General features: G+C 71.0%; 29 protein-coding genes. 13 read left to right on the forward strand and 16 right to left on the reverse strand.

What is annotated here, in order from left to right; translation table 11 throughout:
* The first annotated feature begins 23 nt into the window (after positions 1 to 23).
* The 3 genes from AC3WLB_RS13400 to AC3WLB_RS13410 are packed head-to-tail and all read left to right on the forward strand — an operon-like array spanning position 24 to position 2,112.
* Positions 24 to 860, forward strand: a complete 837-nt coding sequence (locus tag AC3WLB_RS13400) for a fumarylacetoacetate hydrolase family protein (protein WP_492506717.1) — start codon at positions 24 to 26, stop codon at positions 858 to 860.
* Positions 861 to 862: 2 nt separating this feature from the next.
* Positions 863 to 1,636 (forward strand): maleylpyruvate isomerase family mycothiol-dependent enzyme, encoded by a 774-nt coding sequence (locus AC3WLB_RS13405; RefSeq protein ID WP_492506719.1) that lies wholly within the window; start codon positions 863 to 865, stop codon positions 1,634 to 1,636.
* Positions 1,637 to 1,665: 29 nt separating this feature from the next.
* Positions 1,666 to 2,112 (forward strand): MarR family winged helix-turn-helix transcriptional regulator, encoded by a 447-nt coding sequence (locus tag AC3WLB_RS13410; RefSeq protein WP_492506721.1) that lies wholly within the window; start codon positions 1,666 to 1,668, stop codon positions 2,110 to 2,112.
* A gap of 30 nt (positions 2,113 to 2,142) precedes the next feature.
* Here AC3WLB_RS13410 and cydB read toward each other — a convergent pair whose 3' ends face one another.
* From cydB to AC3WLB_RS13425, 3 genes are all read right to left on the reverse strand, one after another.
* A complete protein-coding gene (cydB, locus tag AC3WLB_RS13415) occupies positions 2,143 to 3,141 on the reverse strand; it encodes a cytochrome d ubiquinol oxidase subunit II (RefSeq protein ID WP_492506723.1) in 999 nt (332 codons plus the stop codon).
* Positions 3,142 to 3,152: 11 nt separating this feature from the next.
* Complete coding sequence (locus AC3WLB_RS13420; protein ID WP_492506725.1) at positions 3,153 to 4,568, reverse strand: cytochrome ubiquinol oxidase subunit I; 1,416 nt, start codon at positions 4,566 to 4,568, stop codon at positions 3,153 to 3,155.
* Between the two features lie 87 nt (positions 4,569 to 4,655).
* A complete protein-coding gene (locus tag AC3WLB_RS13425; protein ID WP_492506727.1) occupies positions 4,656 to 5,216 on the reverse strand; it encodes a hypothetical protein in 561 nt (186 codons plus the stop codon).
* 181 nt (positions 5,217 to 5,397) lie between these two features.
* Between AC3WLB_RS13425 and AC3WLB_RS13430 the strand changes: the two genes are divergently transcribed.
* Complete coding sequence (locus tag AC3WLB_RS13430) at positions 5,398 to 5,769, forward strand: helix-turn-helix transcriptional regulator (protein WP_492506729.1); 372 nt, start codon at positions 5,398 to 5,400, stop codon at positions 5,767 to 5,769.
* The gene (locus AC3WLB_RS13435) at positions 5,766 to 7,067 is read left to right on the forward strand and encodes a HipA domain-containing protein (protein WP_492506731.1); all 1,302 of its coding nucleotides are present in this window, start codon (positions 5,766 to 5,768) and stop codon (positions 7,065 to 7,067) included. The genes AC3WLB_RS13430 and AC3WLB_RS13435 overlap by 4 nt, the downstream gene beginning before the upstream one ends.
* An 18-nt stretch (positions 7,068 to 7,085) precedes the next feature.
* On the opposite strand, the gene pdxY is transcribed toward AC3WLB_RS13435, so the two are convergent.
* The 8 genes from pdxY to AC3WLB_RS13475 all read right to left on the reverse strand — a co-directional run bounded on the left by pdxY (position 7,086) and on the right by AC3WLB_RS13475 (position 14,973).
* Complete coding sequence (pdxY, locus tag AC3WLB_RS13440) at positions 7,086 to 7,937, reverse strand: pyridoxal kinase PdxY (protein WP_492506733.1); 852 nt, start codon at positions 7,935 to 7,937, stop codon at positions 7,086 to 7,088.
* Between the two features lie 36 nt (positions 7,938 to 7,973).
* The gene (locus AC3WLB_RS13445; RefSeq protein WP_492506735.1) at positions 7,974 to 9,395 is read right to left on the reverse strand and encodes a mannitol dehydrogenase family protein; all 1,422 of its coding nucleotides are present in this window, start codon (positions 9,393 to 9,395) and stop codon (positions 7,974 to 7,976) included.
* A complete protein-coding gene (locus tag AC3WLB_RS13450) occupies positions 9,392 to 10,387 on the reverse strand; it encodes an alpha/beta hydrolase (protein WP_492506737.1) in 996 nt (331 codons plus the stop codon). The genes AC3WLB_RS13445 and AC3WLB_RS13450 overlap by 4 nt, the downstream gene beginning before the upstream one ends.
* A 59-nt stretch (positions 10,388 to 10,446) precedes the next feature.
* A complete protein-coding gene (locus AC3WLB_RS13455) occupies positions 10,447 to 11,478 on the reverse strand; it encodes an ABC transporter permease (RefSeq protein ID WP_492506739.1) in 1,032 nt (343 codons plus the stop codon).
* Entirely contained in the window at positions 11,475 to 12,266 is a 792-nt protein-coding gene (locus AC3WLB_RS13460) for an ATP-binding cassette domain-containing protein (protein ID WP_492506741.1), read from the reverse strand. Before AC3WLB_RS13460 ends, AC3WLB_RS13455 begins: the two co-directional genes overlap by 4 nt.
* Positions 12,266 to 13,264 carry a sugar ABC transporter substrate-binding protein gene (locus AC3WLB_RS13465; protein ID WP_492506743.1) on the reverse strand — a complete coding sequence of 333 codons (999 nt, stop codon included), beginning with the start codon at positions 13,262 to 13,264 and terminating at the stop codon, positions 12,266 to 12,268. Before AC3WLB_RS13465 ends, AC3WLB_RS13460 begins: the two co-directional genes overlap by 1 nt.
* Positions 13,265 to 13,344: 80 nt before the next feature.
* On the reverse strand, positions 13,345 to 14,163 hold the full coding sequence (locus tag AC3WLB_RS13470; RefSeq protein ID WP_492506745.1) for a DeoR/GlpR family DNA-binding transcription regulator: 819 nt from the start codon (positions 14,161 to 14,163) through the stop codon (positions 13,345 to 13,347).
* A 93-nt stretch (positions 14,164 to 14,256) separates the two neighbouring features.
* Positions 14,257 to 14,973, reverse strand: a complete 717-nt coding sequence (locus tag AC3WLB_RS13475; RefSeq protein ID WP_492506747.1) for a DJ-1/PfpI family protein — start codon at positions 14,971 to 14,973, stop codon at positions 14,257 to 14,259.
* 115 nt (positions 14,974 to 15,088) lie between these two features.
* Here AC3WLB_RS13475 and AC3WLB_RS13480 point away from each other — a divergent pair, with 115 nt between their 5' ends.
* The 4 genes from AC3WLB_RS13480 (at position 15,089) to AC3WLB_RS13495 (ending at position 17,997) form a co-directional block, all read left to right on the forward strand.
* Positions 15,089 to 15,751, forward strand: a complete 663-nt coding sequence (locus AC3WLB_RS13480; protein ID WP_492506749.1) for a hypothetical protein — start codon at positions 15,089 to 15,091, stop codon at positions 15,749 to 15,751.
* On the forward strand, positions 15,730 to 16,368 hold the full coding sequence (locus AC3WLB_RS13485) for a hypothetical protein (protein WP_492506751.1): 639 nt from the start codon (positions 15,730 to 15,732) through the stop codon (positions 16,366 to 16,368). Before AC3WLB_RS13480 ends, AC3WLB_RS13485 begins: the two co-directional genes overlap by 22 nt.
* 119 nt (positions 16,369 to 16,487) lie before the next feature.
* A complete protein-coding gene (locus AC3WLB_RS13490) occupies positions 16,488 to 17,438 on the forward strand; it encodes an NADP-dependent oxidoreductase (RefSeq protein ID WP_492506753.1) in 951 nt (316 codons plus the stop codon).
* 103 nt (positions 17,439 to 17,541) lie between these two features.
* On the forward strand, positions 17,542 to 17,997 hold the full coding sequence (locus tag AC3WLB_RS13495; protein ID WP_492506755.1) for an SRPBCC family protein: 456 nt from the start codon (positions 17,542 to 17,544) through the stop codon (positions 17,995 to 17,997).
* 27 nt (positions 17,998 to 18,024) lie between these two features.
* On the opposite strand, the gene AC3WLB_RS13500 is transcribed toward AC3WLB_RS13495, so the two are convergent.
* Positions 18,025 to 18,621 carry a dihydrofolate reductase family protein gene (locus AC3WLB_RS13500; protein ID WP_492506757.1) on the reverse strand — a complete coding sequence of 199 codons (597 nt, stop codon included), beginning with the start codon at positions 18,619 to 18,621 and terminating at the stop codon, positions 18,025 to 18,027.
* 89 nt (positions 18,622 to 18,710) lie between these two features.
* Between AC3WLB_RS13500 and AC3WLB_RS13505 the strand changes: the two genes are divergently transcribed.
* The 4 genes from AC3WLB_RS13505 to AC3WLB_RS13520 all read left to right on the forward strand — a co-directional run bounded on the left by AC3WLB_RS13505 (position 18,711) and on the right by AC3WLB_RS13520 (position 20,085).
* Positions 18,711 to 18,998 (forward strand): hypothetical protein, encoded by a 288-nt coding sequence (locus AC3WLB_RS13505; protein ID WP_492506759.1) that lies wholly within the window; start codon positions 18,711 to 18,713, stop codon positions 18,996 to 18,998.
* On the forward strand, positions 18,998 to 19,501 hold the full coding sequence (locus tag AC3WLB_RS13510; RefSeq protein WP_492506761.1) for a MarR family winged helix-turn-helix transcriptional regulator: 504 nt from the start codon (positions 18,998 to 19,000) through the stop codon (positions 19,499 to 19,501). The genes AC3WLB_RS13505 and AC3WLB_RS13510 overlap by 1 nt, the downstream gene beginning before the upstream one ends.
* Positions 19,502 to 19,512: 11 nt before the next feature.
* Positions 19,513 to 19,746: a hypothetical protein gene (locus AC3WLB_RS13515; protein WP_492506763.1), complete on the forward strand. Its 234-nt coding sequence runs from the start codon at positions 19,513 to 19,515 to the stop codon at positions 19,744 to 19,746.
* A 111-nt stretch (positions 19,747 to 19,857) separates the two neighbouring features.
* A complete protein-coding gene (locus AC3WLB_RS13520) occupies positions 19,858 to 20,085 on the forward strand; it encodes a hypothetical protein (protein WP_492506765.1) in 228 nt (75 codons plus the stop codon).
* 19 nt (positions 20,086 to 20,104) lie between these two features.
* Here the strand turns inward: AC3WLB_RS13520 and AC3WLB_RS13525 are convergent, their stop codons facing one another.
* From AC3WLB_RS13525 to AC3WLB_RS13540, 4 genes are all read right to left on the reverse strand, one after another.
* A complete protein-coding gene (locus tag AC3WLB_RS13525; RefSeq protein WP_492506767.1) occupies positions 20,105 to 20,548 on the reverse strand; it encodes a hypothetical protein in 444 nt (147 codons plus the stop codon).
* Positions 20,549 to 20,629: 81 nt separating this feature from the next.
* Positions 20,630 to 23,548: an FAD-binding and (Fe-S)-binding domain-containing protein gene (locus tag AC3WLB_RS13530; protein ID WP_492506768.1), complete on the reverse strand. Its 2,919-nt coding sequence runs from the start codon at positions 23,546 to 23,548 to the stop codon at positions 20,630 to 20,632.
* A 188-nt stretch (positions 23,549 to 23,736) separates the two neighbouring features.
* On the reverse strand, positions 23,737 to 25,572 hold the full coding sequence (locus AC3WLB_RS13535; RefSeq protein ID WP_492506770.1) for a glycoside hydrolase family 35 protein: 1,836 nt from the start codon (positions 25,570 to 25,572) through the stop codon (positions 23,737 to 23,739).
* Positions 25,565 to 26,254: alpha-L-arabinofuranosidase C-terminal domain-containing protein (locus AC3WLB_RS13540; protein WP_492506772.1), on the reverse strand; the 690-nt coding region annotated here is incomplete at its 5' end. The genes AC3WLB_RS13535 and AC3WLB_RS13540, both read right to left, overlap by 8 nt.

Genomic DNA, 26,254 nt, shown 5'->3' on the forward strand with positions numbered 1-26,254 from the left:
TTCGCCCCGTAGAAAGGGTCCTCATGAAACTCGCCACCCTCCGCACGCCCGCCGGCACCGTCGCCGTTCGCGTCGACGACACCGCCGCGGTCGAGATCGACGGCATCGCCGACGTCGGCGCCCTGCTCGCGCACGCCGACTGGAAGGCGACTGCCGCCGCGGCCACCAGCACCGCGCATCCGCTCGACGCCATCGCCGGCACCGACTGGGCGCCGGTCGTGACCGCCCCCTCGAAGATCGTGTGCGTCGGCCTCAACTACCGCAATCACATCCTCGAGATGGGGCGCGAACTGCCCGAACACCCGACGCTCTTCGCGAAGTACCCCGAGGCGCTGATCGGCCCGTACGACGACATCGTGCTGCCCGAGTACGCCTCGCACGCGGTCGACTGGGAGGCGGAGCTCGCGGTCGTGATCGGCCGAACCGCGCGTCGGCTCAGCCCCGAGCAGGCCGGCGACGCCATCGCCGGCTACTCCGTGCTGAACGACGTCACCATGCGCGACTACCAGTACCGCACCCCGGAGTGGTTCCAGGGCAAGACCTTCGAAGCCACCACCCCGCTCGGGCCGTGGCTGGTGACACCGGATGCCTACGGCGTCGACACCGACATCCGCACCGAGGTCGACGGCGAGGTGATGCAGCACTCGAACACGAGCGACCTCGTCTTCGACCCGGCCGCGCTCGTGTCGTACATCTCTCAGATCGTCACCCTCAACCCGGGCGACGTGATCGCGAGCGGCACCCCGGGCGGCGTCGGGCACGCCAGGAAGCCGCCGCGCTACCTCAGCGACGGCTCGGTGCTCACCACCGTCATCGAGGGCCTCGGCACCCTTCAGAACACCGTGCGCCGGGAGCCCTGACCGTGGCGGCGCGCACCGACCGCACCACCGATCCCGCCATCGCGGCCGCGCTCCTGCTCGCCCGCCGTGGGCAGGCCTACTTCTCGCGCAAGCTGAACGAGCTGAGCGATGCCGATTTCGACGGCCCCACCCTTCTCGCCGACTGGGATCGGCGGCACCTGATCGCGCACGTCGGGCTGAACGCCCGGGCCCTGACACGGCTGGTGGAGTGGGCTCGCACCGGTGTTGAGACGGCGATGTACGCGTCCCCGGAGCAGCGCAACGCCGAGATCGACTTCTCGGCGACCCTTCCGGCCCAGGCGTTGCGCAACCTCTCCGACCACGCGGCCATCCACCTCACCGTCGAGTGGCGCGATCTGCCCGACGAGGCCTGGTCGAACGAGGTGCGCACCGCCCAAGGGCGGGTGGTACCGGTGTCGGAGACGGTGTGGATGCGCACCCGCGAGGTCTGGATGCACGCTGTCGACCTCGGCAACGGCGGTCGCTTCGACGACTTCCCGCCCGAGCTGGTCGACGCGCTGCTGGCCGACATCCTCGGGGCATGGGACCGGCGCCGCGCCGCGGAAGCACTGCCGTCGTTCGCGCTCGAACCCGTGGATCGGCCAGGGCGGACGGCGGGGACTCCGCCGGGCGCGGCGTCGGCCGCTTCCGGCCCGGCTCCTGTCGCGCTGCGCGGCACCAGCGCGGCCCTCCTGCGCTGGGCGGCCGGCCGGGGCAGCGACGGCGTGCAGACAGTCGACGGAACACCCCCGCCGGCTGCGCCGCGCTGGCTCTGAGCCCCGTGGACTCTGCGAGAATCGGAGCGATGGCAGAGCAGCACGACGTCTCCGAGTACACGGGCTACCTCATCCGCCGCGCCCAGCAGGCGCACGTCGCGGTCTGGCAGCGCGAGGTCTCGGCGGATGTGACGAGCGTGCAGTTCGGCGTGCTGAATGTGCTCGCGGGTACGCCGGGCGCCAGTCAGCAGCACCTGGTCGAGCGGCTCGACCTCGACCGGTCGACCATCGCCGACATCGTGGCCCGGCTGGAGCGCCGCGGCCTGATCGAGCGCATCCGCGACGGCGCCGACAAACGGCGGAACGTGCTGCACCTCACCGAGCTCGGCGAGCGCGAGCTGGCGGCCCTGCTGCCGCGAGTCGCGCGGGTCGACGAGGCGCTCACGGCCGGGCTGAGCGAGGCGGATGCCCGCGACCTCCGCCGCATCCTCACCCGCCTCCTCGACTCCCCGTCGGTGCGCCGCCCGGCCGACTGACCCCGGCGCGCGTCGGCGGGTGTCGACGGATCACTCGGCGGGGATGTGGGCGCGGGTGATCCGCGAGCGGAAGACCCAGTACGTCCAGCCCTGGTAGGCGAGCACGACGGGGAGCGCGATGGCGGCGACCCAGGTCATGACGGTGAGCGTGTAGGGCGTGCTCGAGGCGTTGGCGATCGTCAGCGAGTTGGCGGGATCGTTCGAGGCGGGCATGACGTCGGGGAAGAGGGCGGCGAACAGGCTGAGCACCGCGACGCCGATGGTCGCCGCGGTGAGCGCGAACGCCGTGCGCTCGGCAGCTCTCGCGGCAGCGAGCACCGCCGCGATGAGGAGCACGGCGGCCACCGCCGAGAGCAACCACGATGCCGCCGTTCCGTAGGCGAGGCCCGTCCAGAGCAGGAACGCTGCCGCCACCACGACGGTCACGACTCCGGCTCGGACGGCCAGCCGGCGTGCTCGCGCCCGGATGTCGCCATCGGTCTTGAGAGCGACGAACACGACACCGTGCGTGAAGAACAGCAGCAGCGTCGTCGCTCCACCCAGCAACGCGTACGGGTTCAGCAGATCGACGAGCGTGCCGAGGTAGGTGTGGTGGGCATCCATCGGCACACCGCGCACGATGTTCGCGAAGGCGACGCCCCAGAGCAGGGCCGGAACGGCCGAGCCGACGATGATCATGCCGTCGAACCATTTCGTCCACCGCGCACCCCGCCCTTGGTGGCGGTATTCGAACGAGACCCCGCGGAGGATCAGGGCGAGCAGGATGAGCAGCAGCGGCAGGTAGAAGCCGCTGAAGAGGGTCGCGTACCACTCCGGGAAGGCCGCGAACAGCGAGGCTCCGGCCACGATCACCCAGGTCTCGTTGAGGTCCCAGACCGGGCCGATGGTGTTGATCAGCACGCGCCGATCGGTGTCGTCGCGGCCGAGGAAGGGCAGCGACATCCCGACGCCGAAGTCGAAGCCGTCGAGCACGAAATACCCGATGAAGAGGAAGCCGACGATCCAGAACCAGAGGGTGGCGAGATCCATGTGCGTGTCTCCTAGTAGACCGTGGTCGGGACGACGGGGTGCTCCTGTGCTCGATCACCTTCGGGCACAGCGGGCTCGGGCCCCTTCCTGATGGCCTTCGTGATGAGCCGGAACTCCACCACCGCCAGAGCGCCGTAGACGAGCGTGAACGCGACGAGGGAGGCGACGACGTCCCATCCGTTGATCCCCGGCGAGACCGCATCCTGGGTCTTCAGCAGGCTGAACACGATCCAGGGCTGCCGGCCCATCTCGGTGAAGGTCCAACCGACGATCATCGCGGCCAGAGGCAGCGGGAACGCCCAGACGCCGATGCGCCACACCCACCTGCGGGACGGCATGCGGCCGCGCCGGGTGAGCCAGAGGCCGGCGATCGCGATCACGACCGAGACCACGCCGAGGCCGATCATCCAGCGGAACGACCAGTAGGTGATCCACACGGTGGGCATGTAGTCGCCCGGCCCGTACAACTGCGTGTACTGCGCCTGCAGGTCATTGAGCCCTTCCACCGTCCCGTCGAGCGTGTGGGTGGAGAGGAACGAGAGCAAGTAGGGGATGCGGATGGAGAACAGCTCGCTCGAGCCGTCCGGGGTGCCCCAGGTGAACAGGGAGAAGGAGGCGTTCGCGCCCGAGGCGGTGTTGTAGAGCGCCTCGGCGGCGGCCATCTTCATCGGCTGGGTGTCGACCATGACGAGGCCCAGCTGGTCGCCGGAGAGCACCGTGCCGACGCCGGCGATCACCATCATCCAGAGACCGACCTTCAGGACGGGGCGCATGGTGTCGAGCTCACGTTTGCGCCCGAGATGCCAGCAGGCGGCCGCGATCAGGATGCCCGCCGTCACCATGAACGCACCGAAGATCGTGTGCGGGAATGCCGCCAGCGCGACCGGGTTCGTCACGACCGCGACGATGTCGGTGAGCTCGGCCCGCCCCTGCACCGCGTCGATCTGGTACCCGACCGGATGCTGCATGAACGCGTTCGCGGCGAGGATGAAGTACGCCGAGAGCACGGTCGCCGCTGCCGTCAGCCAGATCGACGCGAGGTGGACGCGTTTGGGCAGCTTGTCCCAGCCGAAGATCCACACGCCGATGAAGGTCGCCTCGAGGAAGAACGCGAGCAGCCCCTCCATGGCGAGGGGAGCTCCGAAGATGTCGCCCACGAAGCGGGAGTAGTCGGACCAGTTCATGCCGAACTGGAACTCCTGCACGATGCCGGTGACCACGCCCATCGCGAAGTTGATGAGGAACAACGTGCCGATGAACCGGGTGATCCGGAGGTAGTGCTCCTTCCCGGTGCGCACCCACGCGGTCTGGAACAGTGCCACCGTGGTGGCCAGCCCGATGGTGAGCGGCACGAAGAGGAAATGGTAGATCGTCGTCAGCCCGAATTGCCAGCGCGACAGCAGGAGGGGGTCGAGGAGGTCGGTCACCTGCTCAGTTTCTTTGCTGCCCCACGGCCGACTCGGGACTTAAGGCCTACGGGGTCGGATCCGCCCCCCTGGTGAGCACCGGCGGCATCAGGAGGCTGTCGTGCAGCGGGACTCGGCGTGGATGGTGGCCGTCACAGCCGTGCCGTCGGGCACCACGCTCACGTCGACCGACACCGGCGTCTTGCCGCCGAGGTGCGCCTCCTGGCCGCCCCCGGCGGCGGCACCGGTGGTCACGGTCCAATCCAGCAGCTCGTAACCCTGCTTGATCTCGGCGATCACCGCGCCCGGCACCACGGTCGTCGGCAGCGACTCCGTGCGGGTGATGCGGTACTGCTGCCCCTCGCCCCCGTCGGGGCAGGGCACGACCTCGGTGGCGTCGGCCGGGGGCTCGAGCGGGTCGCCGAGCACCCCCGTGATCGTGTCGACCTCGGTCATGGCCTCGGCGGTCACCTCGTCGAGGGTGGCGGGAGTCCTGGGTTGCGTGACGGCGATCCCGATGCACACCGCCGCGATCAGCACGCCGACGATGCCGGCCGTGATCAGCGTCGCCGGCCGCAGCATCCCGCCCCACTTCTCGCCCCGGTCCGGCAGTCGCGGAGGCTTCTTGGGCGCGAACAGCCGCCAGGTGCGGGCATCGGGAGCACTCATCCTTACCAGCGTACGCACCCGCATGGCGATCGTCCCGGCCGATGAGGCAGGAGAGAGATGAGTCGCATGGGGGTGACATCCACGCAAATGTCACCTATGTGTTACATTGATGATGATGTCGCACCATTGCAACATCCAATCCGATGTAACACGGATGTGACACGGGTGAGGAGAGACGGGGATGCGGATACGTCGCCCGGCCGACCTCGGAGCTGTGGCCCGGCAGCAGCGTCTGGACCTGGGCCTGTCACAGGACGGGCTGGCAGCCGAGGCCGGAGTGAGTCGGCAATGGCTCATCCGCTTCGAGCAGGGTGGCAGCGACGTGTCTGTGACCAAGGCCTTCGCCGTGCTCGACGCGCTCGATCTGGTCACCACGGTCGAACCGCGCACACCGCCGGAGACGACGGCGGCGCCACGAATCAGAGTGGATGCCACTGAGGGACTGTCGCGACGGTGGACCGATCTTGCGCGTCAGCTCCGAGACATTGACGCCGCCGAACTCCGTCGACGCGCCGACACCGACCGGCGCGCGACCGACGAGCAGAGATCGTGAACGACACCCTCTACGTCGACCTTTACGGCCGGCGGGCCGCCACCCTGAGCCGGCTCGGCGCCGACGACGTCCGTCTCGAGTACGACCGCACGTGGGCGATGGCGCCTGACACGATCCCGTTGTCACTCTCCCTTCCGCTGCCCCGGCGCGAACACCGCGGCCAGGTGGTGTCCGACTTCATCGACAACCTGCTCCCCGACAGCCCCGATGTTCGCGAACGCTGGGCGACCGAGGCCCGGCTGTCGACGGCGGAGCCCTTCGGCCTCCTGCGCCACTACGGTCAGGACGTCGCCGGGGCACTCTCGTTGCATGCCGGCGACACCGCACCGTCCGGCACGCTGGTCGCGGTCGACGACGCCGGCATCGCCGGCCGCATCCGCACCACGCTCGACGATCCGGCGGCCTGGCACGACGATCGTCAGCCCTACGACGGGCAGTTCTCGCTCGGCGGCGCCCAAACCAAGTTCTCCCTGGCCCGGCGAGACGGCGAATGGTTCGAGGCGACCGGCAGCGAGCCGTCGACCCACATCTTCAAGCCCCGGGTGAAAGGCGTGCCGGACGGCGAGATCATCGAATACTTGACCATGCGAGCCGCTGCGGCCACGGGAATCCCGGCCGCCGGAGTCGAGCTGCTCACCTTCGAGGGCGAGCACTCCTTGGTGGTGGAGCGTTTCGACCGCACGATCAGCGGCAGATCGGTCGGCCGCCTCCACCAGGAAGACCTCATGCAGGCGCTCGGCCGGCCCCGCCTCGTGAAGTACGAGCGAAACGGTGGGCCCTCGATCGACGACATCGTGGCCTGCCTGACCGATGACGGCGGGGTGTACGCCGCCGAGTCCACTGCGCGGCTCGCGCGTGTTCTCGCCTTCTCCTGGGTGATGCTGAACTCCGACGCCCACGCCAAGAACCACTCCGTCTTCATCGATCCGGACGGCGCCCAGCTCACCCCGCTCTACGACGCCTCCTCACTCATCCCCTATCTCGGCCCGAGCGGCCTCGACCGCGAGTCGGTGCTGCAGCGGGCCGGCACCCGAAAGCTCGCGATGAGATATGGCGCATCCTTCGAGGCCGGCGACATCGGCGGTTTCGAGATCGGCGCCATCGCCCGCCGGTGCGGCCTCGCCTCGGCCGACCTCGTGACCGAGACCGCCGGCCGCTGCCTCGCGCTCCCGGGAGTCCTCAGCGAGCTCGCCGGCGCGCTTCCCGGTCACCTGCAGACGGAGGCGGTGGCGCGGTTCGTCGAGTGGATGCCCGTGCGCGCCGATCAGGCCATCGAGTCCCTGGTCCCGTTCCTCTGACCTCAGCGCTGCAGACGGTCAGCGGAGCCGGGTGGCGGTGAACTGCAGCCGTGGGTGGGCGAAGAACTCCTGCGACTCCACCAGTCGCAGCTCCCGTTCGCCCGACGCCAGGGTCGCGTCGATGAGGTCGAACACGCTCGACGCGGTGCGCTCGAGCGCGGTCGCCGCGCTCCCCGTCTCGAGGTAGTGCGCGGTGAACAGGGCGGCGGTGACGTCGCCCGATCCGTTGGCCTTGATCGGCAGGAGCGGGGTGCGCACCGACCAGGCGCCGGTGTCGTCGGCGGCGATCATGCCGATCGTCCCCGGCTCGGCCGCGGGGTCCTCGACGCTCGTGACGAGCACGGTGCGGGGCCCGGATGCACGAACCAAGTCGACCGAGGCGAGCGTCTCGTCGATCGTGCGGGGCTCCGTGCCGGTGAGGAAGCCCAGCTCGAACTGGTTGGGCGTGATGATGTCGGCCACCGGCACCACCCGCTCGCGCAGCAGCACCGGGATCTCGGGGGCCACGAAGCAGCCCGACTTCGCGTTGCCCATCACGGGGTCGCAGGAGTAGACGGCGTTCGGGTTGGCCGCCTTCACCCGCGCGACGGCGTCGATGATGACGTCGGCGATGCCCACGCTCCCCTGGTAGCCGGAGAGCACGGCGTCGATCTGGCCGAACGCCCCGCGCTCCTCGATGCCGGTGATCACCTCGGCGACGTCCTCCGCCGGGATGAGCGGCCCGCGCCAGGCGCCGTAGCCTGTGTGGTTGGAGAAGTTCACCGTGTAGACGGGCAGCACCTCGACGCCGATGCGCTGCAACGGGAACACGGCCGCGGAGTTGCCCACGTGCCCGAACGCCACGGCCGACTGGATGGAGAGGATCTTCACCCCTCTACTCTCTCAGGTCTGGACGGGTGCCGGGCCTCACACCGTCATCCGGTGAAGCAATCCGCGGACGCCCTCCGTGCGGAGCTGCGTCCACGCGTCCGTGACAGGCCCCGTGAACGCGGCGTCGGCGGCGAGCTCGCCGAAGAACGCGGTCGAGAGGACGGTCTGCTCGAGCGAGGCGGCAGAGGCGGCCGGCGGCGCCGACCGGGCGCGCTCGAGGTGAGCGGCCAGCACGGTCGCGCAGGCGGTGATGGGCCGGCCGGCGGCGAGGAGGTCGCGCACCACGGGCAGGAGGAACGTGGCGAGCCGGTTCTCCGCGTCCATGGCGAGCCGCTCGACCGTGTCGCGCACGCCCGGGTTCGAGTACCGCTCGAGCAGGGTCTCGCAGTACGCGGCGAGGTCGACGCCCGGCACGGGCGGGAGCGTCGGCAGGGCCTCGGCGTAGTAGGCGCGCAGCAGGGCGACCACGTCGGGGTCGGCCATCGCCTCGTCGACCAGAACGTGCCCGAGCAACGACGACGGATGCGCGAGCGCCTGGTGCGAGGCGTTCAACAGCCGCAGCTTCATCGTCTCGTACGGCGCCACCTCCGCGGCGAACTGGGCGCCGACGCGCTCGAACGGTGGCCGGCCGAGGGCGAAGCGGTCTTCGATCACCCACTGCGCGAACGGCTCGGCCACCACCGGCCAGGCATCGTCGACGCCGAAGACCTCGCGCACGAGCATCCGGTCGTCGTCGGTCGTGATCGGGGTGATGCGGTCGACCATGGTGTTCGGGAAGACGACGTCGGCCGCGATCCACTCGGCGAGCGCCGGATCGACCGCCCGTGCGAAGGCGATGAGGCTGGTGCGCGCCACCTGGCCGTTGCTCTGCACGTTGTCGCAGCTCAGCACGGTGAACGGCCGGATGCCCCGAGCCCGCCGTTCCCGCAGCCCCGCCAGCAGGAAGCCGAACACCGACCGCGGCGCCTCGCCGAGCGGAAGGCCGCGCAGGTCGGCGAGCACCCCCTCCGACGTCGGCGCGAAGCGGCCCGACGCCGGGTCGATCTCGTAGCCGCCCTCGGTGATGGTGAGCGAGACGATCCGGATGCGCGGGTCGGCCAGGCGCTCGATCACCGCCGCCGGGTCGCTCGGCGCGTGCAGGTGCTCCACCACCGAGCCGATGGCGTGCGCCTCGAGGTGCCCGTCGGCGTGCTTGAGCACCTGGGTGTAGCGGCAGTCCTGCGCGAGCATCACCTCGTGCATCCGCTGGTCCTGCGGCAGCACGTTGACGCCGACGATGCCCCAGTCGAGCGCGAGCCCCTCGTTCATCAGCGCGTTGAGATAGGCGGCCTGGTGCGCGCGGTGGAAGGCGCCGAAGCCGAAATGCAGGATGCCCGGGGTCACCGCCGCGCGGTCGAACCGGATCGGGGCCACCGGCAGCCGGCCGTGCGAGACCGCCGTGGGAGTCGAGACCGTCATGAGATCGCCTCCGTGCGCGTCGAGGTGCGCGCCGTGGTGCGGAGCAGCTGCAGTGCGTCGAGGCACCGGTCGAGGGCGCGCCGGGCTGCGGGCACGCGAGCCGCCTGGTCGAGCCAGCCGTGGATGAGCGCGGGCTCCGGCAGCGACACGGTGACGACCCGGTCGGTGACCAGCCGCGCGGCGTACACGTCGCCCTCGTCGCGGAGCGGATCGAACCCCGCCGTCGTCACCACCGCCGGCGCGACGCCGGCGAGCGAGCCGGCCGCGAGGGGCGAGCACCGCCAGTCGTCGGCATCTCCCGCGCCCGCCGCGTAGCTCGCCCAGTAGTACCGCATCGCGTCGCCGGTGAGCAGGTATCCGTCGCCGAACCGGGCGTGCGACGCCGCGTGCATCGACGGGTCGAGCGCCGGGTAGAACAGCAGCTGCGCGTCGAGCCGCAGCCCGGTGTCGCGTGCGGCGAGAGCGACGGCCGCGGCCAGGTTGCCGCCCGCGCTGTCGCCCGCGACGGCGAGCCAGCCCGAGCTGCGTTCCCGCTCGGCACGCAGCACGGCGAGGCAGTCGTCGAATGCGGCGGGAAACGGATGCTCGGGCGCCAGCCGGTAGTCCACCGCGACGACCCGCACGTGCATCCGTTCGGCGATGGCCCTGGCCGACGGCTCGGCCGAGGCGAGGTCGCCGAGCACCCAGCCGCCGCCGTGGAAGAACACGACGGTGTCGTCGCCTCCGGCGCCCTCTGCGGGAATCCAGGTGCGGGTGGGGATGCGGATGCCCGCTGCCTCCACCACCCCGTCGACGACCCGACCGTCGAACGGCGTCGGAGACGACGCCGGCGCCGACGCCGGCTCGGGCGCCAGCAGCGCGAGCAGCTCGCCGAAGCTCGCGCGCAGCTCCTCGGCGAGGGTGCCGGGACCGACCGGCGGAGCGGCGGCGTTCAGCGCTGGCAGCAGCCGGGCGACGTCGGGGTCGAGCGCTGCGGTGGTCGGGTCGGCCATGGGAACTGGTTCCTTTCTGAACGCCCGGGAGGGCGCGGGGGTGGGGGCGGTGGCTGCGGTCAGCGGCGCTTGTAGAGCTGCTGACGGCGCAGGTAGTCCACGGCGACCGCGCAGACGAGGATGGCGCCGACCACGATGTTGTTGTACTGCGGCGGGATCGACGCCACGATGAGCGCGTTGTCGATCAGTGAGAGCAGCACGGCACCGACGGCGACGCCGGTGATGTTGCCGAGGCCGCCGAGGAGGCTGACCCCGCCGATGAGCACGGCCGTCACCACGACGAGGGTCGTGGCAGAACCCCCGGCCTCCACCTGGCCCGCACCCACGCGGGCCGAGTAGAGCAGCCCCGCGATACCGCCGGTCACCGCGGCGATCATGTAGAGCGCGAGGTCGAGCCGCTTGATCCGCAGCCCGTTGCCCACAGCCGCCTGACGGTTGCCGCCGAGCGCGCGCACGTTCACGCCGAAACGGGTGTGCTCGAGCACGAACCAGGCCACGACGCCCACCAGCACCGCGATCCAGATCACGTTCGGGATGCCGATGAAGTAGCCCTGGCCCAGCCGCACGAAATCGGCCGGGAGCGGAAGCACGTCGAGTCCGCCGGTGACGAGCGCGTTGATGCCGAGCACCATGAAGAAGGTGCCGAGCGTCGCGATGATCGGCGGCACGTGCCAGTAGGTGATGATGAGGTGGTTCAGCACCCCGACGAGCGCCGCGACCACGAGCGCCGCCAGGATGGCGACCGGCACCCAGACGCCGAGTTTCATGAGCGAGGTGCCGGTGAGGGCGCTCAGCGTGAACACCGCGCCGACCGAGAAGTCGAGGCCGCCACCGATGATGAGGAGCGCGGCGCCGCAGCCCATCACGAAGTAGATCACCGAGCTGCGGAGGATCTCGGTGAGGTTGTCGGGCGAGATGAACGCCGGGTTCACCACGGTCGCGGCGATCACGATGACGGCGACGACCCCGAGCAGCGACGCCTCCTGCCGCAGCAGCACGGAGGCGATGCGGCGGGTGGACCGCGCGGGCGGCGGCGCCTCGGGGGCGCTCGCCGGATTCGCGATGCGGCCGGTGACGGTGATGCGGGTCATGGTGTCTCCTTCTGGGCGTCGCGGGGGATGGCGCCGGTGATCATGCCGAGGATCTCGTCCCGGGTGGTGTCGGCCACCACCCGGGTTCCCACGCTGTTGCCGAGCCGGAGCACCGTGATGCGGTCGGCGTGCCGGAACACGAAGTCGAGGTCGTGGCTGATGCAGATCACGGCCTTGCCGGCGGCGCGCAGCTCGTCGATCATCCGGCCGACGTGCGCGGTCTCCTGCACGCCGAGCGCCGCGGTGGGCTCGTCGAGCAGCATGATCGGCTTGTCCATCCGCACCGCCCGGGCGATCGCGACCACCTGGCGCTGGCCGCCCGAGAGCAGGCCCACCGGCGTCTTCACGTCGCCGACCCGCACGTTGAGGTCGGCCAGCACCTTCTGCGCCTCGCGGTCCATCCGCCGGCGGTCTAGCACGAGGCCGAACCGCTTGGGCAGGTTGCCGAGGGCCATGTTGGTGGCGATGTCGAGGCACTCCACCAGCGCGAGGTCCTGGTAGACCACCGCGATGCCCTTGTCGAGCGCCTCGCTCGCGCCGTGCACCGCATCCATCCCCTCGCCGTCGACGATGATCTCGCCGCCGTCGCTCTTGTGGATGCCCGTGACGATCTTGATGGTGGTCGACTTGCCGGCGCCGTTGTCGCCGACGATGGCGTGCACCTCGCCGCGGTAGGCGGCGAAGTGCACGTCTTCGAGGGCGGCGACGGAGCCGAACGACTTGCGGATGCCGCGGAGCTCGAGCGCGGGGACGGCTGCGGGCGCGGTCGGCGTCGTGGCGCCGGCCATCACGCCCACCCCTGCTCGATCAGCTCGGCGTAGTCGTCTTTCGTGGCCATCTTCGTGCCCACGGTGATGAGCTTCGCCGGTCCCCCCGCGGCCTCCCCGCTCTCGATGCGGTCGACGGTCTCGTCGAGCGCATCCGCACCGGCCTGGCAGAGCGCCTGCAGCAGGAAGCGGTACTCGGCGCCGCTCTCGATCGCCTCCTTGCCGCCGTTGTCGGGGCCGTTGCCGATGAACGAGACCTTGCCGGTCAAGCCCTTCGCCTCGATGGCCGAGACGGCGCCCTGGGTGACGGTGCCCATGTTGGTGGCGATCACGTTCACCTCGGGGTGCGCCGTGAGCAGGGCGTTGGTCTGCGCGAGGGCCTTCGCCGAGTCGTCGCCGGTGTAGACCTCGCCGACGATCTCGATGTCGTCGGTGTCGGCCACCGCCGCCTTCACGCCGTCCATGAACGACTTGCCGATGCCGGTGTCGCCGGGGGCGATCAGGCCGAGCTTCTTGTCGCCCGGGAGCTTCTCGACCTCGGCCACGTAGATGGCGCCGAGCTCGGTCCAGTCGATGCCCACGTTGATGTCGGCGCCACTGCCGTCGGCGCCGTCGCCGTACATCGTGGTGGTGACGATGCCCGCGTCCCGCGCCTGGTCGAGCAGGGGTCCGAAGGCGTCGCTGGCCGGGAGGGTGATGATGCCGCTCTTCTTGTTGGCGATCGCGCCCTGGATCTGCTCGATCATCGTGGTCGGGTCCATCGCCTGGCCGGTCGGGCCGGTCTCGGTGAAATCGACACCGCGGGTCTTGGCCTCATCGGCCATGCAGTCGCCGATCAGCCGCCAGGCGGGGTAGTTGGGCAGCGGGTTGACGAACTGGATGCTCGTCGCACCGCCTTCGCCGCCGTCGGCGGCGCCGGACGCGGACGTCGTCGTCCCCGGCCCGTCGCTGCAGCCGGTGAGTGCGAGGGCGACGGCGGCGGTGCCGGCGAGGGCCATCGGGAGGAATCGTGATCGCATGGTGGTGTGCCTTTCGTGGGATGGGTCGGGTGCTTCGGGTTGGGTCGTGGAGTCAGGTGTCCGGGTCGGGGGACAGGTGGTCAGACGCGCTCGACGTGGGGGCCGAGAGCGGCGAACCGCTGGGCCTGCCGGAGCGGCAGCGCCTCTTCGGTGATGAGGAGTTCGAAGTCCTGCACCCGGGCGAAGGTGCAGAAGCTGGTCACCCCGAACTTGGTGTGGATGCCGATGAACACGCGCCGCCGCGAGACCTCCACGGCGGTGCGCTTCACCTCCGCCACCGCGGGATCGGGGGTGGTGAGGCCGTGCTCGACGGTGATGCCGTTGGCGCCGAGGATGGCGAGGTCGAGGTTCAGCTGGGCGAGCATCCCGGTGGCCCAGTGATCGACGGTGGCGAGGGTGCGGCTGCGCACCCGGCCGCCGAGCACGAGCACCGAGTGGTGCGGCGCCTTGCCGATGGCGATCGCGTTGGCGAGCGACGCCGTGACCACCGTGAGCGGATGCGTGAGCTCGGCGATCGCCTCGGCGATGAGCATGGGGGTGTAGCCCTCGTCGAGGAAAATGGTCTGCGCATCGCCGATGGCCTCGACGGCGGCAGCCGCAATGCGGCGCTTCTCGGCCAGGCGGGTCTGCGCCCGGTGGTCGAGCGCGGTCTCGAAGCTCCCGCTCTCGACCGGGACGGCGGCACCGTGCACACGCTGCAGCAGGTGGCGGTCTTCGAGCAGACGCAGGTCGCGACGCACGGTCTCGACGGCCACGTCCAGGTCGCTCGCGATGTCCTGCACCTCGCGACGGCCGCCGGATCGCACCAGATCCAGGATGCGCTTGCGACGCTCCTCGCCCGAACGGGCCATGGCCCCCACCTCCTCGTCGAGTCGGGTACGACCGCACCGTGCGGTCATGGTGACCATCATGCGGGCTGTTTTTGCCCGCGAACCACCCGTTTCGCCCTTTTTTCCGCCCGATACGTGCCCGCTTGGGGTGGACCGCGACCGTTACGGGCGCAGTGCAGCAGCGGCGCGGCGCACCCGCGTGGCCCGGTCGGCCTGGGACGCTTCGGTGCGCTCGCGGTGGGACTGCAGCACCTCGGCCGGGGCGGTGTCGGGCGAACCGGCCTCGAAGGGCGGGTGCGGGTCGTATTCGAGCTGCAGCTGCACGCCCTCGGCGACCGACCGCCCGAAGAGTTCGGCGACGAGGTGCAGACCGAAATCGATGCCCGCCGTCACACCGCCGCCGGTCATCCGGTCGCGGTCGATGCACACCCGCGAGCGCACCGGGGTGGCGCCGAACAGCTCGAGGAACTCGATGGCGCTCCAGTGGGTCGTCGCGCGATACCCGTCGAGCAAGCCGGCGGCGCCGAGCAGCAGGGCCCCGGTGCACACCGAGGTGACGTACCGGGCGCCCTCGGCCTGCCGGCGCAGGAACGCCAGCAGCGCCCGATCGTCGAGCACGAGATTGACGCCCTGACCGCCGGGCACGCAGACCACGTCGAGCTGGGGGCAGGCGTCGAGCGTGATGGTGGGCGCGAGCGCGAGCACGGTGTCGGTCGGCACGGGGTCGAGGCTCGCGGCCACGAGGTGCACCTCCACGCCCGGCACGGCCGAGAACACCTGCAGCGGCCCGGTCAGATCCAGCTGGGTCACCTTCGGAAAGAGCACGAACCCGATCCGCACCACATCGCTCACCGCATCCGCCTTCCGTCGCCCGTTCACGTCCCTCCATCATCCGCCCGGACCGCGCACGGCTGTTGCCCGATCACCCGCGGCCGCCGCCCGATCCCATAGAGAAAGGTGTATAAATATTCGTATAGCCGAAGGATTATGCATCGTGGAGATCTCAACGGCCGAAGCAGCTGCGCAGCTCGGCATTTCCCAGGACCGCGTAGGTCAGTTGCTGCGCGGCGGCGAGCTGGTCGGGCGGCGTCTGGGTCCGAAGCACTGGGCGGTCGATCTTGCATCCGTGCAGGATCGACGGCAGTTGTCGGCAGCTCCCGGCCGCCCATGGTCTCCTCGAACGGCAGCGGCGATCATCGCCGCCTTGTCCGACGACACCGAGCTCGATGCACGCTCCCGCGATCTGTTGCGATCGACCAGCACGGACGACCTGTGGAGGAAGATCTCCCAGTTGATCGAGATCAGACCCTACTTCGCTCGAGACCCCGAGGCCGCAGCCAGCCATCTCGCCCCCACGGGCGCCAGTGCCTCCGACCTGCTCGGCACGCATCTCCTCGGACGGTCTCGTGTGCTGCACGGCTATGTCGTCGGGATCTCCCTCGGCGATCTGCTCGATGAGGCAGGCATGGCCGCCGATCCCGACGGAGACATCGCACTCCACACGGCCAGCTTCCTTTCGGCGTCGCCCGCTGCACGGAACACGCCGCGTGCGCTCGTAGCCGTCGATTGCTGTCGCGACACCGACACGCGCGTGCGCCGCGTGGGGTTGGATGCGCTGGATACGATGAAGGCACGATGGCTGGCCAGACGCACCTGATCGATATTCCAGGGGCCGAGGAGCCATGGGCCGTCCTGGCCGAGGTCGCCCTGGTCACGCCGCCGGAGTCGTGGGTCCTGGTGGGCGGGCTCATGGTGCAAGCCCACTCACTCCGCGCAGGTATCCAGACCATGCGCTCCACCAGGGACGTCGATCTCCTGATCGACATCGCGAGCGCCAGCGTCGGGCTGGTGGCGGGGCCCCTCCAGCAGATCGGTTTCGAAGCCGTGAAGCCGGGACTGTCGCCGTTCATCCACCGGTTCGTACGCGGCGACGACGTAGTCGACGTGATGGTGGAGCGTGGGCGCGGCACCCCGAGATGGCACGGTCATGCAATCTTTCAGACCTCCGCTGCTCGGCAAGCGATCGAGCGTCAAGACAGGTACGAAGTACGGATTGCCAGTGAATCCGTGATCATCTCAGTGCCCGATGCCCTGGGCGCGGTTGTGGTAAAGAGTGCCGCCTATCGAGACGACAACCGGGATCGTGGCCGACATCTGGAGGATCTGGTCAACCCTGCTCGCCGCTTCTGGCGGTCGGCTCGGGCTGGGGATGGATCGAGCCACCCTCAAGGACCGGCGGGATCTCCGGCCCGCATTCGCCGTGCTGGCGGATGACTATCACCCTGCATGGGGCGCGGTTTCGGCCAATGATCGTGCCGTGGCGCAACGCGCCGCCGCCGCGATCCGGGAGACGCTTTGAGCTACGACGCGGGGCAACAATCGAGGAGGGGCGGATGAGCGCACAGGTGCAGTACACGGAGTTGGGCGGGCCGGAGGTGCTCCGGTACGTCGAGGTTCCCACGCCTGAGGCCGGCAGCGGGCAGGTCGTGGTCGAGACGCGGGCGATCGGCGTGAACCCGATCGACTCGAAGCTGCGCTCCGGCACGCGCCCGAGCCCGCCGTTCACCGGGCCCCGCGTGCCCGGGTCGGATGCGTCGGGCGTGGTCGTCGAGACGGGCGACGGCGTCGACGGGTGGAGCGTGGGCGACGAGGTCTTTCTGCGCGGGGCGCACGGCACCTACGCGACGCACGTCGTCGCATCCGTCGACCAGCTGGTGCGGAAGCCCGCCGCGGTCGGCTGGGACGAGGCCGCCGCGATCGGCGTGCCGGCGTCGACGGCGTACCAGGCGCTGAAGTCGCTCGGCGTCGAACTCGGCACGACGGTGCTCGTGCACGGCGGCTCGGGCGCGGTGGGGCAGGCCGTCATCCAGTTCGCCCGCAACTGGGGCGCGACGGTGATCGCCACCGGCGGCGAGCGCAACCAGGCCCGGATGGGCGAGCTCGGCGCCATTCCGGTGGAGTACGGCCACGGCCTCCTCGAGAACATCCGCGCCGCCGCACCCGGCCCGATCGACGCCGTGCTCGACGCGGCGGGCACCGACGAGGCACTCCAGGTGTCGTTCGAGCTGGTGGCCGACCGATCGCGCATCGGCACCGTCGTGGCGGGGGCGCGCGCGGCCGAGCTCGGCATCCTCGCCTGGGCGGGCGGCAACCCGCTCCCGCTCTCCGAAGAGGATCAGGCCTGGCGCGCCGAGGCGTATGCGGTCGCCGCCGAACTGATCGAGCTGGGCGAGTTCGAGGTGGAGATCGGCGCGCGCTACCCGCTCCGCGCCGCCGCTGAGGCGCAGCGGGCGAGCATGAGCGGCGAGGTGCGCGGCAAGATCATCCTCGACCCGCGGGGCTGACCGGGCACAGTCTGAAAAAGGACTGTCAACCCCGTGGCAGGCGGCCACTGCGGGCGTTCGCTGAAGGGACGACATCCGACCGCTAGACCCCTAGGAGCACACCATGGTCCAGATCATCGAGAGCATCGACGTCAACGTCCCCGTCTCGACCGCGTACAACCAGTGGACTCAGTTCGAGAGCTTCCCCCAGTTCCTGCAGGAGGTCGAGTCGATCAGCCAGACGAGCGACACCCTCACCCACTGGAAGGTGAAGGTCGCCGGCGCCGAACGCGAGTTCGACGCCGAGATCACCGAGCAGCACCCCGATGAGCGCGTCGCCTGGAACAGCGTGGGCGGCGACACCGAGCACGCCGGCGTGGTGACCTTCCACAAGCTGAGCGACGACACCTCGCGGGTCACCGTGCAGATCGACTGGGAGCCGGAAGGCTTCGTCGAGAAGGCAGGCGCCGCACTCGGCGCCGGCAAGCACGCGGTGAAGAAGGATCTCGAGAACTTCAAGGAGTTCATCGAGCGCGCCGGCACCGAGACCGGTGCCTGGCGCGGCGACGTCCAGGCCTGACCCCGGCGCGTTCGCGCTGACGCCGGGTCAGGCGTACTGGGGGCGGCCGCCGACGCGGTAGGTCTGCGCGACCACGCCCGTGCTGAAGACGCGGTGACCGATCAGGTCGAGGGCGTAGTCGGGGCCGTGCTCCGGGAAGAAGCGCTTGCCCTCGCCGACGATGACGGGGAACTGCACGATGTCGAGCTCGTCGACCAGGCGCTGCTCGAGCAGCCAGCCGGCGAGGGCGGCGCTTCCGACGACGAGCAGCTCCCCGCCCGGCTGTGCCTTGAGTTCACTGACCGCCGCGGCCACGTCGCCGGAGAGGACGGTCGTGTTCTGCCACTCCGGCTCGGTGAGCGTGTTCGACACGACGTATTTGGGTTTCAGGGTGATGGCGTCCCCGAACCCGCCGTCGCCCACCTGCGACCCCCAGTAGGGCGCGAAGAGGTCGAAGGTCGTGCGGCCGAGCAGGAACGCGTCCGGCCGGCGCCAGGCCTCGAGGATGTAGGCGACGCCCTCCTCGTCGCCGAGCGGGAGCGCCCAGCCGCCGCGGGTGAACCCCGGGTCGGTGGTCTCGTTGTTGCCGCCGTTGGCCTGGGCCACGCCGTCGAGGGTGATCTGGATGTGCACGGTGAGCTTCATGTCAACGTCTCTTAGCCGGTGTGAACTATGTATGTCAACCCCTGGAAGGCTCGTTGGACACATATTTCACCCTCTGGCATATTCGAAGCATGAACGATCTGATCTGGCGGGTTGCCGACGAGGGATTCTGGGTGGGCACGCGGGATGGCGGCTTCGCCGGCACGATCGATCAGCACGGGGCGCACTTCTACGTGCGCAACGAGTTCGCCGAGTACCTCGGCGACTACGCCGACTTCGAACGGGCGCAGGCTGCGCTCGAAGCTCAGCCCGGCCGCCTGCCACGGCAGCCGGAGCCCGAACCGGTGACGCAGCCCATCGCCGTCGCCGTGCCGCTGGCCGAGTCGCGCCGCGAGCCGGTCCTGCGCCGGGTGGCCTGATGCCGCAGAACGTCGTGCGCCGCGAGGCCGAGCACCTGTACGCGGACGAGCCGGGCTCCACCGCCGCGCGCGACGCCGTGCGCGCCCTGCTGCGGGTGCAGAACACCGAGGAGCAGGCGATCGACCGCGTGCGTGTGGCGAGCGGTCTCAGCGAAAACGAGTTCCGCGCCATCCGCTACCTGCTGCAGGCCCAGCGCGAAGATCGCGATACCGGCCCCAAAGACCTCGTCGTGATGCTCGGCATCTCCAACGCCTCCGTCACGAACGTCATCGACCGGCTCGAGCGCATGGGCGATCTCGAGCGGTTCCCCCATCCGTCCGACCGGCGTGCGCAGTTGCTGCGCCCGACGGTCGCCGCCGCCGAGAAGATCGGCCACGGCTATCACGACTTCCACCAGACGGTGGTGGATGTGATGGCCGGCCTGAGCGAGGACGACGCGACCACCGTCGCGCGCGTGCTCAATGAAGTATCCGACCGTATCGAGAAAGGCCACACCTCATGAAGACTGCATGGATGAACTCCGCCGGCCACCTGTTCCTGGTGCGGCGTTATGACGACGGCAGCTACGGCATCAGCGAAGACGACGAGTTCCGCGGTTTCGTGGTGCGCGCCGACGGCAGCTACGTGGCGATCGACGACGACGGCGGCGTGCGCGGGGAAGCGGCGTCGCTCGGCGCGGCCGCGCGACTGCTCGCCGGTCCGGCGGTCGAGCTCGCATCGGCGCTGCCGCTCACGGTCGCGGCCTGAGGACACGCGCCAGCACGGTTCCGCCGCGCCGTCAAGCCCCAGCACTTCGGCTGGGTCGGGTGTTGTGTGAGAAGAGCGCGAGGGTGCGCGCGAGGCAAGGGGTGAGATCTGATGGGTGAATCAGCGGTGTTGGACGAGACGGCGGCACGCACGATGGTGTGGCGCTGTGTGCAATCGGGCCTGTGGGTGGCGTCCGATCACGACGGACGGGCCCTCGGCATCGTCTCTGAGCGGTGGACGCGCGGCTTCGTCGTGACGTCGGCGAACGGACGTGACCTCGGCCGGCACGGCACGCTCGAAGCGGCGAAGGCCGTGCTGGAGGAGTGGGTCGTCGCCTGAAACCGCTCGCCGCTGCTGGTCACCCTTCGGTGACGAGCACCGGCGCCGTGTCGGCGACGGACGGTGTGCACCGTACCACCCAGGCGCCCGGCGCGAGCAGCGCCCGCTCGAGCGGCAGTTCGTCGCGGCCCGCCCGGGCATCGACCACGCCGTGGGCGGTCTGCCACTGGCCGAGCAACCCGCCTCCTTCGGCGACGTTCACGACGCGCGACGACCGTTCACCGAGAAGCTCGGCCGCCGCAGCACGCACCTCGGCGCCGCCGGAGCCGAACGTGAGCTCCTGCACGCCGATCGCGAGCAGCGCCCGGGCCACCACCACGGCGTGCTCGTCTCCGCCGAGGAGGATGACGCGCCCCCCGAGCACGAGCCGCCCCTTGCCGCGGAGCACCGAGCGGAAGGCGACGAGCTCCTTCGCCACGGCGTCGACGCGCGTGTCGTCGGTCGCACCGGCACTCGGCGTCATCGGCGTTGCTCCTCGGGTCTCGTCACGGCCCGTGTCGTCACAACCCGCTGGGTGCATTTTTCGTGACGACGGCCCCGCTTGTCAATCGCGTGACGGCCGATTCCCAGTCGTGCGGTGCAGCGCCAGGAGCTCGGCGAGATGGCGGCCACTCACGCCCGCGAGCTGATCGGCCTGGGTGCGGCACGACACACCGTCGGCCAGGAAGACCACGCCGGGCGGGGCGGCAGCCAGCGCAGGCAGCAGCGACGTGCCGGCCACTGCCACCGACACCTCGTAGTGCCCGCGTTCCATGCCGAAGTTGCCGGCCAGGCCGCAGCACCCTGCGAGCTCGGTGACGGTCGCGCCGCAGCTCGCGAGCAGAGCGCGATCGGCCGCGAAGCCCATGACCGAGTGTTGGTGGCAGTGCGGCTGCACCACGACGTCGACGCCCGTGAGGTCGGGCGGCGACCACCGGCCGTCGGCGAGCGGCCCGGTCAGGAGCTCGGCGAGCGTGCGGGTGGCGGCACCCACCTCGGCCGCGCGCGGGTCGTCGGGCAGCAGTTCCTGCAGGTCGGAGCGCAGCACCGCCGTGCACGAGGGCTCGAGTCCGAGGATCGGCAGGCCCGCTGCGACGAACGGATGCAGCACATCGAGCAACTCGGTCAGCCGGCGTCGGGCGCCGGTCAGCTGACCGGTGGTGATCCAGGTGAGGCCGCAGCACGCCGACCGCTCGGGCAGGACGACCTCGAAGCCGGCCGCCTCGAGCACCGCCAGGGTCGCTTCGGCGATGCCGGGCGCGAAGTTGTCGGTGAACGAATCCGCCCAGAGCACGACCCGTTGCCGCGACCGCGCGGCGGGAGGCGCCGACTCCCCCGCACCGGTCGGCCTCGCGTGACGGCTCAGGCGGAACGGGGTCTCGGCGAAACGGGGGATGGCGCGCCGCGCATCCATGCCGCCCAGCCGCAGCACGAGTTGTTCGATCGGCCGCACCGAGAGCAGCGCGTTGACCGGGCGCCCGACCCGGGTGGTGAGCCTCGCCCACCGCGGTAGCCAGCCCAGCGTGTAATGCGCGACCGGGCGGAGCCGTCGACGGTAGCGCCGGTGCAGCGTCTCCGACTTGAGCGTGGCGAGGTCGACCCCCGCCGGGCAGTCGGTGGAGCAGGCCTTGCAGGAGAGGCAGAGGTCGAGCGATTCGCTGAGTTCGCGACTCGACCAGTCGGGCGCGCGCACGCCGCTCACCGTCTCCTGCAGCACTCGCGCACGGCCGCGCGTCGAATCCTTCTCGTCGCCGGTGGCCAGGAACGACGGGCACATGAACTCGCCGGCCGCGGTGTTGTCGACCCGGCACTTGCCCACCCCCACGCAGCGGTGCATCGCGGTGGTGACATCGGCGTCGTCGTGTGTGAACGCGAATCCGTCCCGCGCCCGCACCGAGAGCGCCAGCGGGCGCCGCAGAGCGGTGTCGACGGGCTGCGGCCGCACGATCACGCCGGGATTCAGGATGTCGTCGGGGTCGAAGAGCCCCTTCACCCGGCCGAACAGCGCGATCATCTCCGGCGAGTACATCGAGGGCAGCAGCGCGCTGCGCGCCCGGCCGTCGCCGTGCTCGCCGGAGAGCGAGCCGCCGTGGCTCGCGATGAGGGCGGCCGCATCGGCGAGGAACGCCGAGAGCACACGGCCGTCGTGATCGAGCGGGAGGTCGAGGCGCACGTGCACGCAGCCGTCGCCGAAGTGTCCGTACGGCACGCCGTGCAGCTCGTACCGGGCGAGCAACCGGTCGAAATCGCGCAGGTACCGGCCGAGGTTCTCGGGCGGAACCGCCGCATCTTCGAGGCCGGGCCAGGCCTGGCGGCCGGCCTCCGTGCGGCCCGCGAGCCCGGCGCCGTCTTCGCGGATGCGCCACAGCGCCCGCGCGTCGGGCCCGGCGGGCAGGATACGCGCAGCCATCGCCCCCGCGTCGGCCACGATCGCCCGCGCCTTCTCCATGGCGTCCCCGCCGGGGCCCGAGCCCACTTCGACCATCAGCCAGCCGGCCCCCTCGGGCAGCACCGGAACCGACTCGCGGTGGCGGCGGACGACGTCGACCAGCCGGGCGTCGAGGCCCTCGATCGCGAGCGCGCCGTGGGCGACGATCGCGGGCACCGCGTCGGCGGCGGCGGGCATGTCGGGGTAGCCGAGCACGACGAGAACGGGTTCGTCCGCGACCGGCACCAGGCGCAGCCGTGCGCCCACCACCACCCCCAGGGTGCCCTCGGTGCCGGCGAACGCCTGCGCGAGCTGCCGCCCCCGCTCGGGCAGCAGGTGCTCGAGCGAGTAGCCCGAGATCTGCCGCTCGAACCGGCCGAGCTCGGTGCGCACCAAGCCGAGCGATGCGTCGATGAGCGTCTGCAGGTCCGGCACCGGGTCAAGTCCTGCTGCCAGGTGAAGGCGACGGCCGCGCCCGTCGATCACGTCGAGCGACTCGATGTTGTCGGCGGTGCGGCCGTAGGCGAGGGCGTGCGGGCCGCAGGCGTTGTTGCCGATCATGCCGCCGAGGGTGCAGCGCGCCCAGGTGGAGGGGTCGGGCCCGAAGCGCAGGCCGTGCGGGGCGGCCGCCCGCTGCAGGGCGCCGAGCACGAGGCCGGGGCCCACGTCGGCGGTCCGGGCATCCGGGTCGATGTCGCGCACTCCGCCGAGGTGGCGCAGCGTGTCGAGCACGATGCCCGGACCGATGGCGTTGCCCGCCACCGAGGTGCCGCCGCCTCGCGGGGTGATGGGCACCCCGGTCGCGCGGGCGACGGCGACGACCGCCGCCACCTCGTCGGCATCGCGGGGCGACACGACCACGCGCGGGCGCACGCGGTAGTTCGAGGCGTCGCTCGAGTACTCGGAGCGGCGCCGCTCGGAGGCGTCGACATCGGCACTCCGGATGCCCGCCGCGGCGAGCGCCTGGAGAAGCTCGCGGTCGTCGACGGTGCTGGGCGACGCCGCGCCGGACTCGGGCGCGGACGCAGCGGCGGCGGGGAACGTGCTGCGCGCCATCCGCACCCCTCCCGCCTCGCCCCTCAATCTAGCGCCGCGCCGCCCGCTGTGGCGTGCCGCGCCGAAACGACGGAGGTGAGATCGAGCTTCGGGCGCTGGCTCCATCGTTGGCGCGGATGGCCGCCGATCTCCGTCGTTCTGGCTAAGCCGGCACGCGGCCGCGTGTGCGGCGCGCCCCGGGGGCGGCGCTAGAAGTCGGTGTGGCCGAGGTCGGGGGCGGGCACGAACGACGCCGCGGCGGTGCCGGAGTGCAGCTCGAAGACCACGATCTCGTTGGCCGACTCGCGCAGCAGGGGCGCCGGCACGTAGAGGGTGTGCTGCGGGCCGCGGGACCAGTAGCGGCCGAGGCAGAAGCCGTTCACCCAGACCACGCCCTTGCCCCACGAGCGCGTGGCGAGGAACAGGTCGGCCCGCCCGCCCGGTGCCACCGGCGGCAGGTCGAAGCGGCCGAACGCGAACGCCGGACCGGCGACGACGGATGCCTCACCCGGCGCCACCGCGGACAGCGCCGCGACGACCCCCGCGAACCCGTCGAGCTCGCTCGCGGACGCGGACGCGGACGCGGACTCGGACTCGGCCCCGGAGCTGAGCTCGAGGGGCAGCACCAGCCAGCGGCGCAGGGGCTCGCCGTTGATGCGGGCGCCGCCGATGAGCCCCTTCGGCTCGCCGATGCGCGCGCCGTAGTCGACGCGGCCCTGGTCTTCGACCAGGATCTCGAGCACGCCCCGCGCATCCGTCGGCAGGGCGATCGACCGGTCGTGGTGGTCGCGGGCGAAGACCCCGATCGGCCGCCCGTCGAGGAAGACCTGGGCCCGGTCGCGCACCTCGTCGAGCTCGAGCACGGCGGGCCCGGCGATGTCGATCTCGGCCCGGTAGACGGCGAACCCGGAGTAGTGCCCGAGCGAGTCCATCGAGGGCAGCTCGTCGTGCGGCGTCCACGTGCCGAGGCGGTCGATCACCGCGGCGAGCGGCACGGAGCGGGCGAGCGGAACCTCGAGCGCGCGCGCCGGGCCGGCGGCGACCGGCACGTCGTCGACGGCCAGCGGGGTGTAGCGAGCCAGCACCTCGCGGAAGGCGTGGTACTTCGCCGTGGGGTCGCCCGCCTCGTCGAGCGGGGCGTCGTAGTCGTAGGAGGTGACGATCGGCTGGTACACGCCCTTGTCGTTCGCCCCGTTGGTGAAGCCGAAGTTGGTGCCGCCGTGGAACATGTAGATGTTCACCGACGCACCCGCCGCGAGCAGGTCGTCGAGGTCCTGAGCCGACTGCTCCACCGAGGTGGTGTGGTGGTGGGCGCCCCAGTTGTCGAACCAGCCGTCCCAGAACTCCGAGCACATGAGCGGGCCCGTCGGCTGGTGCTCGCGCAGCGTCGCGAGGCGCTCCGCCGAGCGTGAACCGAACGACGCGGTCTTGTGCAGGCTCGGCAGGCTGCCGTCCTCGAGCATCTGCGCGGTGGGCTGGTCGACGGTGGTGAACGGCACCGTGAGACCGATGGCCCGGTTCAGCTCGACGAGCTTCTCGAGGTAGACCGGGTCGGAGCCGTAGGCGCCGTACTCGTTCTCGATCTGCACGAGGATGATCGGCCCCCCGTTGCCGACCTGCCGCGGCACGAGCACGGGCGCGAGCTGCTCGAAGTACTCGGTGACCGCTGCGAGGTACTGCGGCTCGTCGCGGCGCACGCCGACGGTGCCCGACGAGAACAGCCAGGCCGGCAGGCCCCCGTTGTCCCACTCGGCGCAGATGTACGGCCCGGGGCGCACGATCGCGTGCATCCCCTCGGCCGCGACCTCGTCGAGGAACCGCCCGAGGTCGAGCGAGCCGCTGAGGTCGAACTCCCCCGGCCGGGGCGCGTGCGCGTTCCAGGCCACGTAGGTCTCGATGGTGTTGAGCCCCATCTGGCGCGCCTTGCGGATGCGGTCCCGCCACAGATCAGGATGCACGCGGAAGTAGTGCAGCGCCCCCGAGAGGATGCGGAAGGGCTCGCCGTCGAGCAGGAAGTGCTCGTCGCCGATCTGGAAGTCAGACATGGTCGTCCTCGGAGTCGGGGGCGGAAGTGAGTTCGATCGCCGACCACGAGAGGGCGGGGAGCGTGAGGGTGAGGAGCGCGCCGCCGTCGTCGGCCGGCGAGAGCTCCGCGGCGTCGCCAAGCGGGGTGAACCCGACCGGCTGCGCGGCGGCGTCGTTGATGGTGTGGCGGTCGCCACCGTCGGGCACGGTGAGGGTGTCGGCGCGCGCGATCCGCAGCCCGGCGGCCACCACCCCGACCGACACCGACACGGCTGCCGCGTCGGTGAGCGACCGGTTCGTCACGAACAGCGCGATCGTGCCGTCGTCGCCGACCGTCGCCACCGCGTCGAGCAGCGGGGCATCCGCGTAGCGAGCCGTCGGAGCCACCGGCACCGAGGCCTCCGGATGCGCGGCCGGGTCGACCACGCGCCCCGCCGCCAGCTGCGCGGCGCGCTGGAACGGGAAGAAGGTGCTCTGCCGCCAGGCCGGCCCGCCCGGCTCCGAGCGGATGGGGGCGATCACGTTCACCAGCTGCGCGAGGTTCGCCATCGAGACGCGGTCGGCGTGGCGCAGTAATGAGACGAGCAGGGAGCCGACGACCACCGCATCCGTCACCGAGTACGCGTCCTCGATGAGTCGCGGCGCCTCGGGCCACGACCCGTTCATCACCACGGGCTTGTCGACCTCGTTCCAGCGCCGCTG

Source organism: Herbiconiux sp. FW305-C-125, from assembly GCF_058783455.1.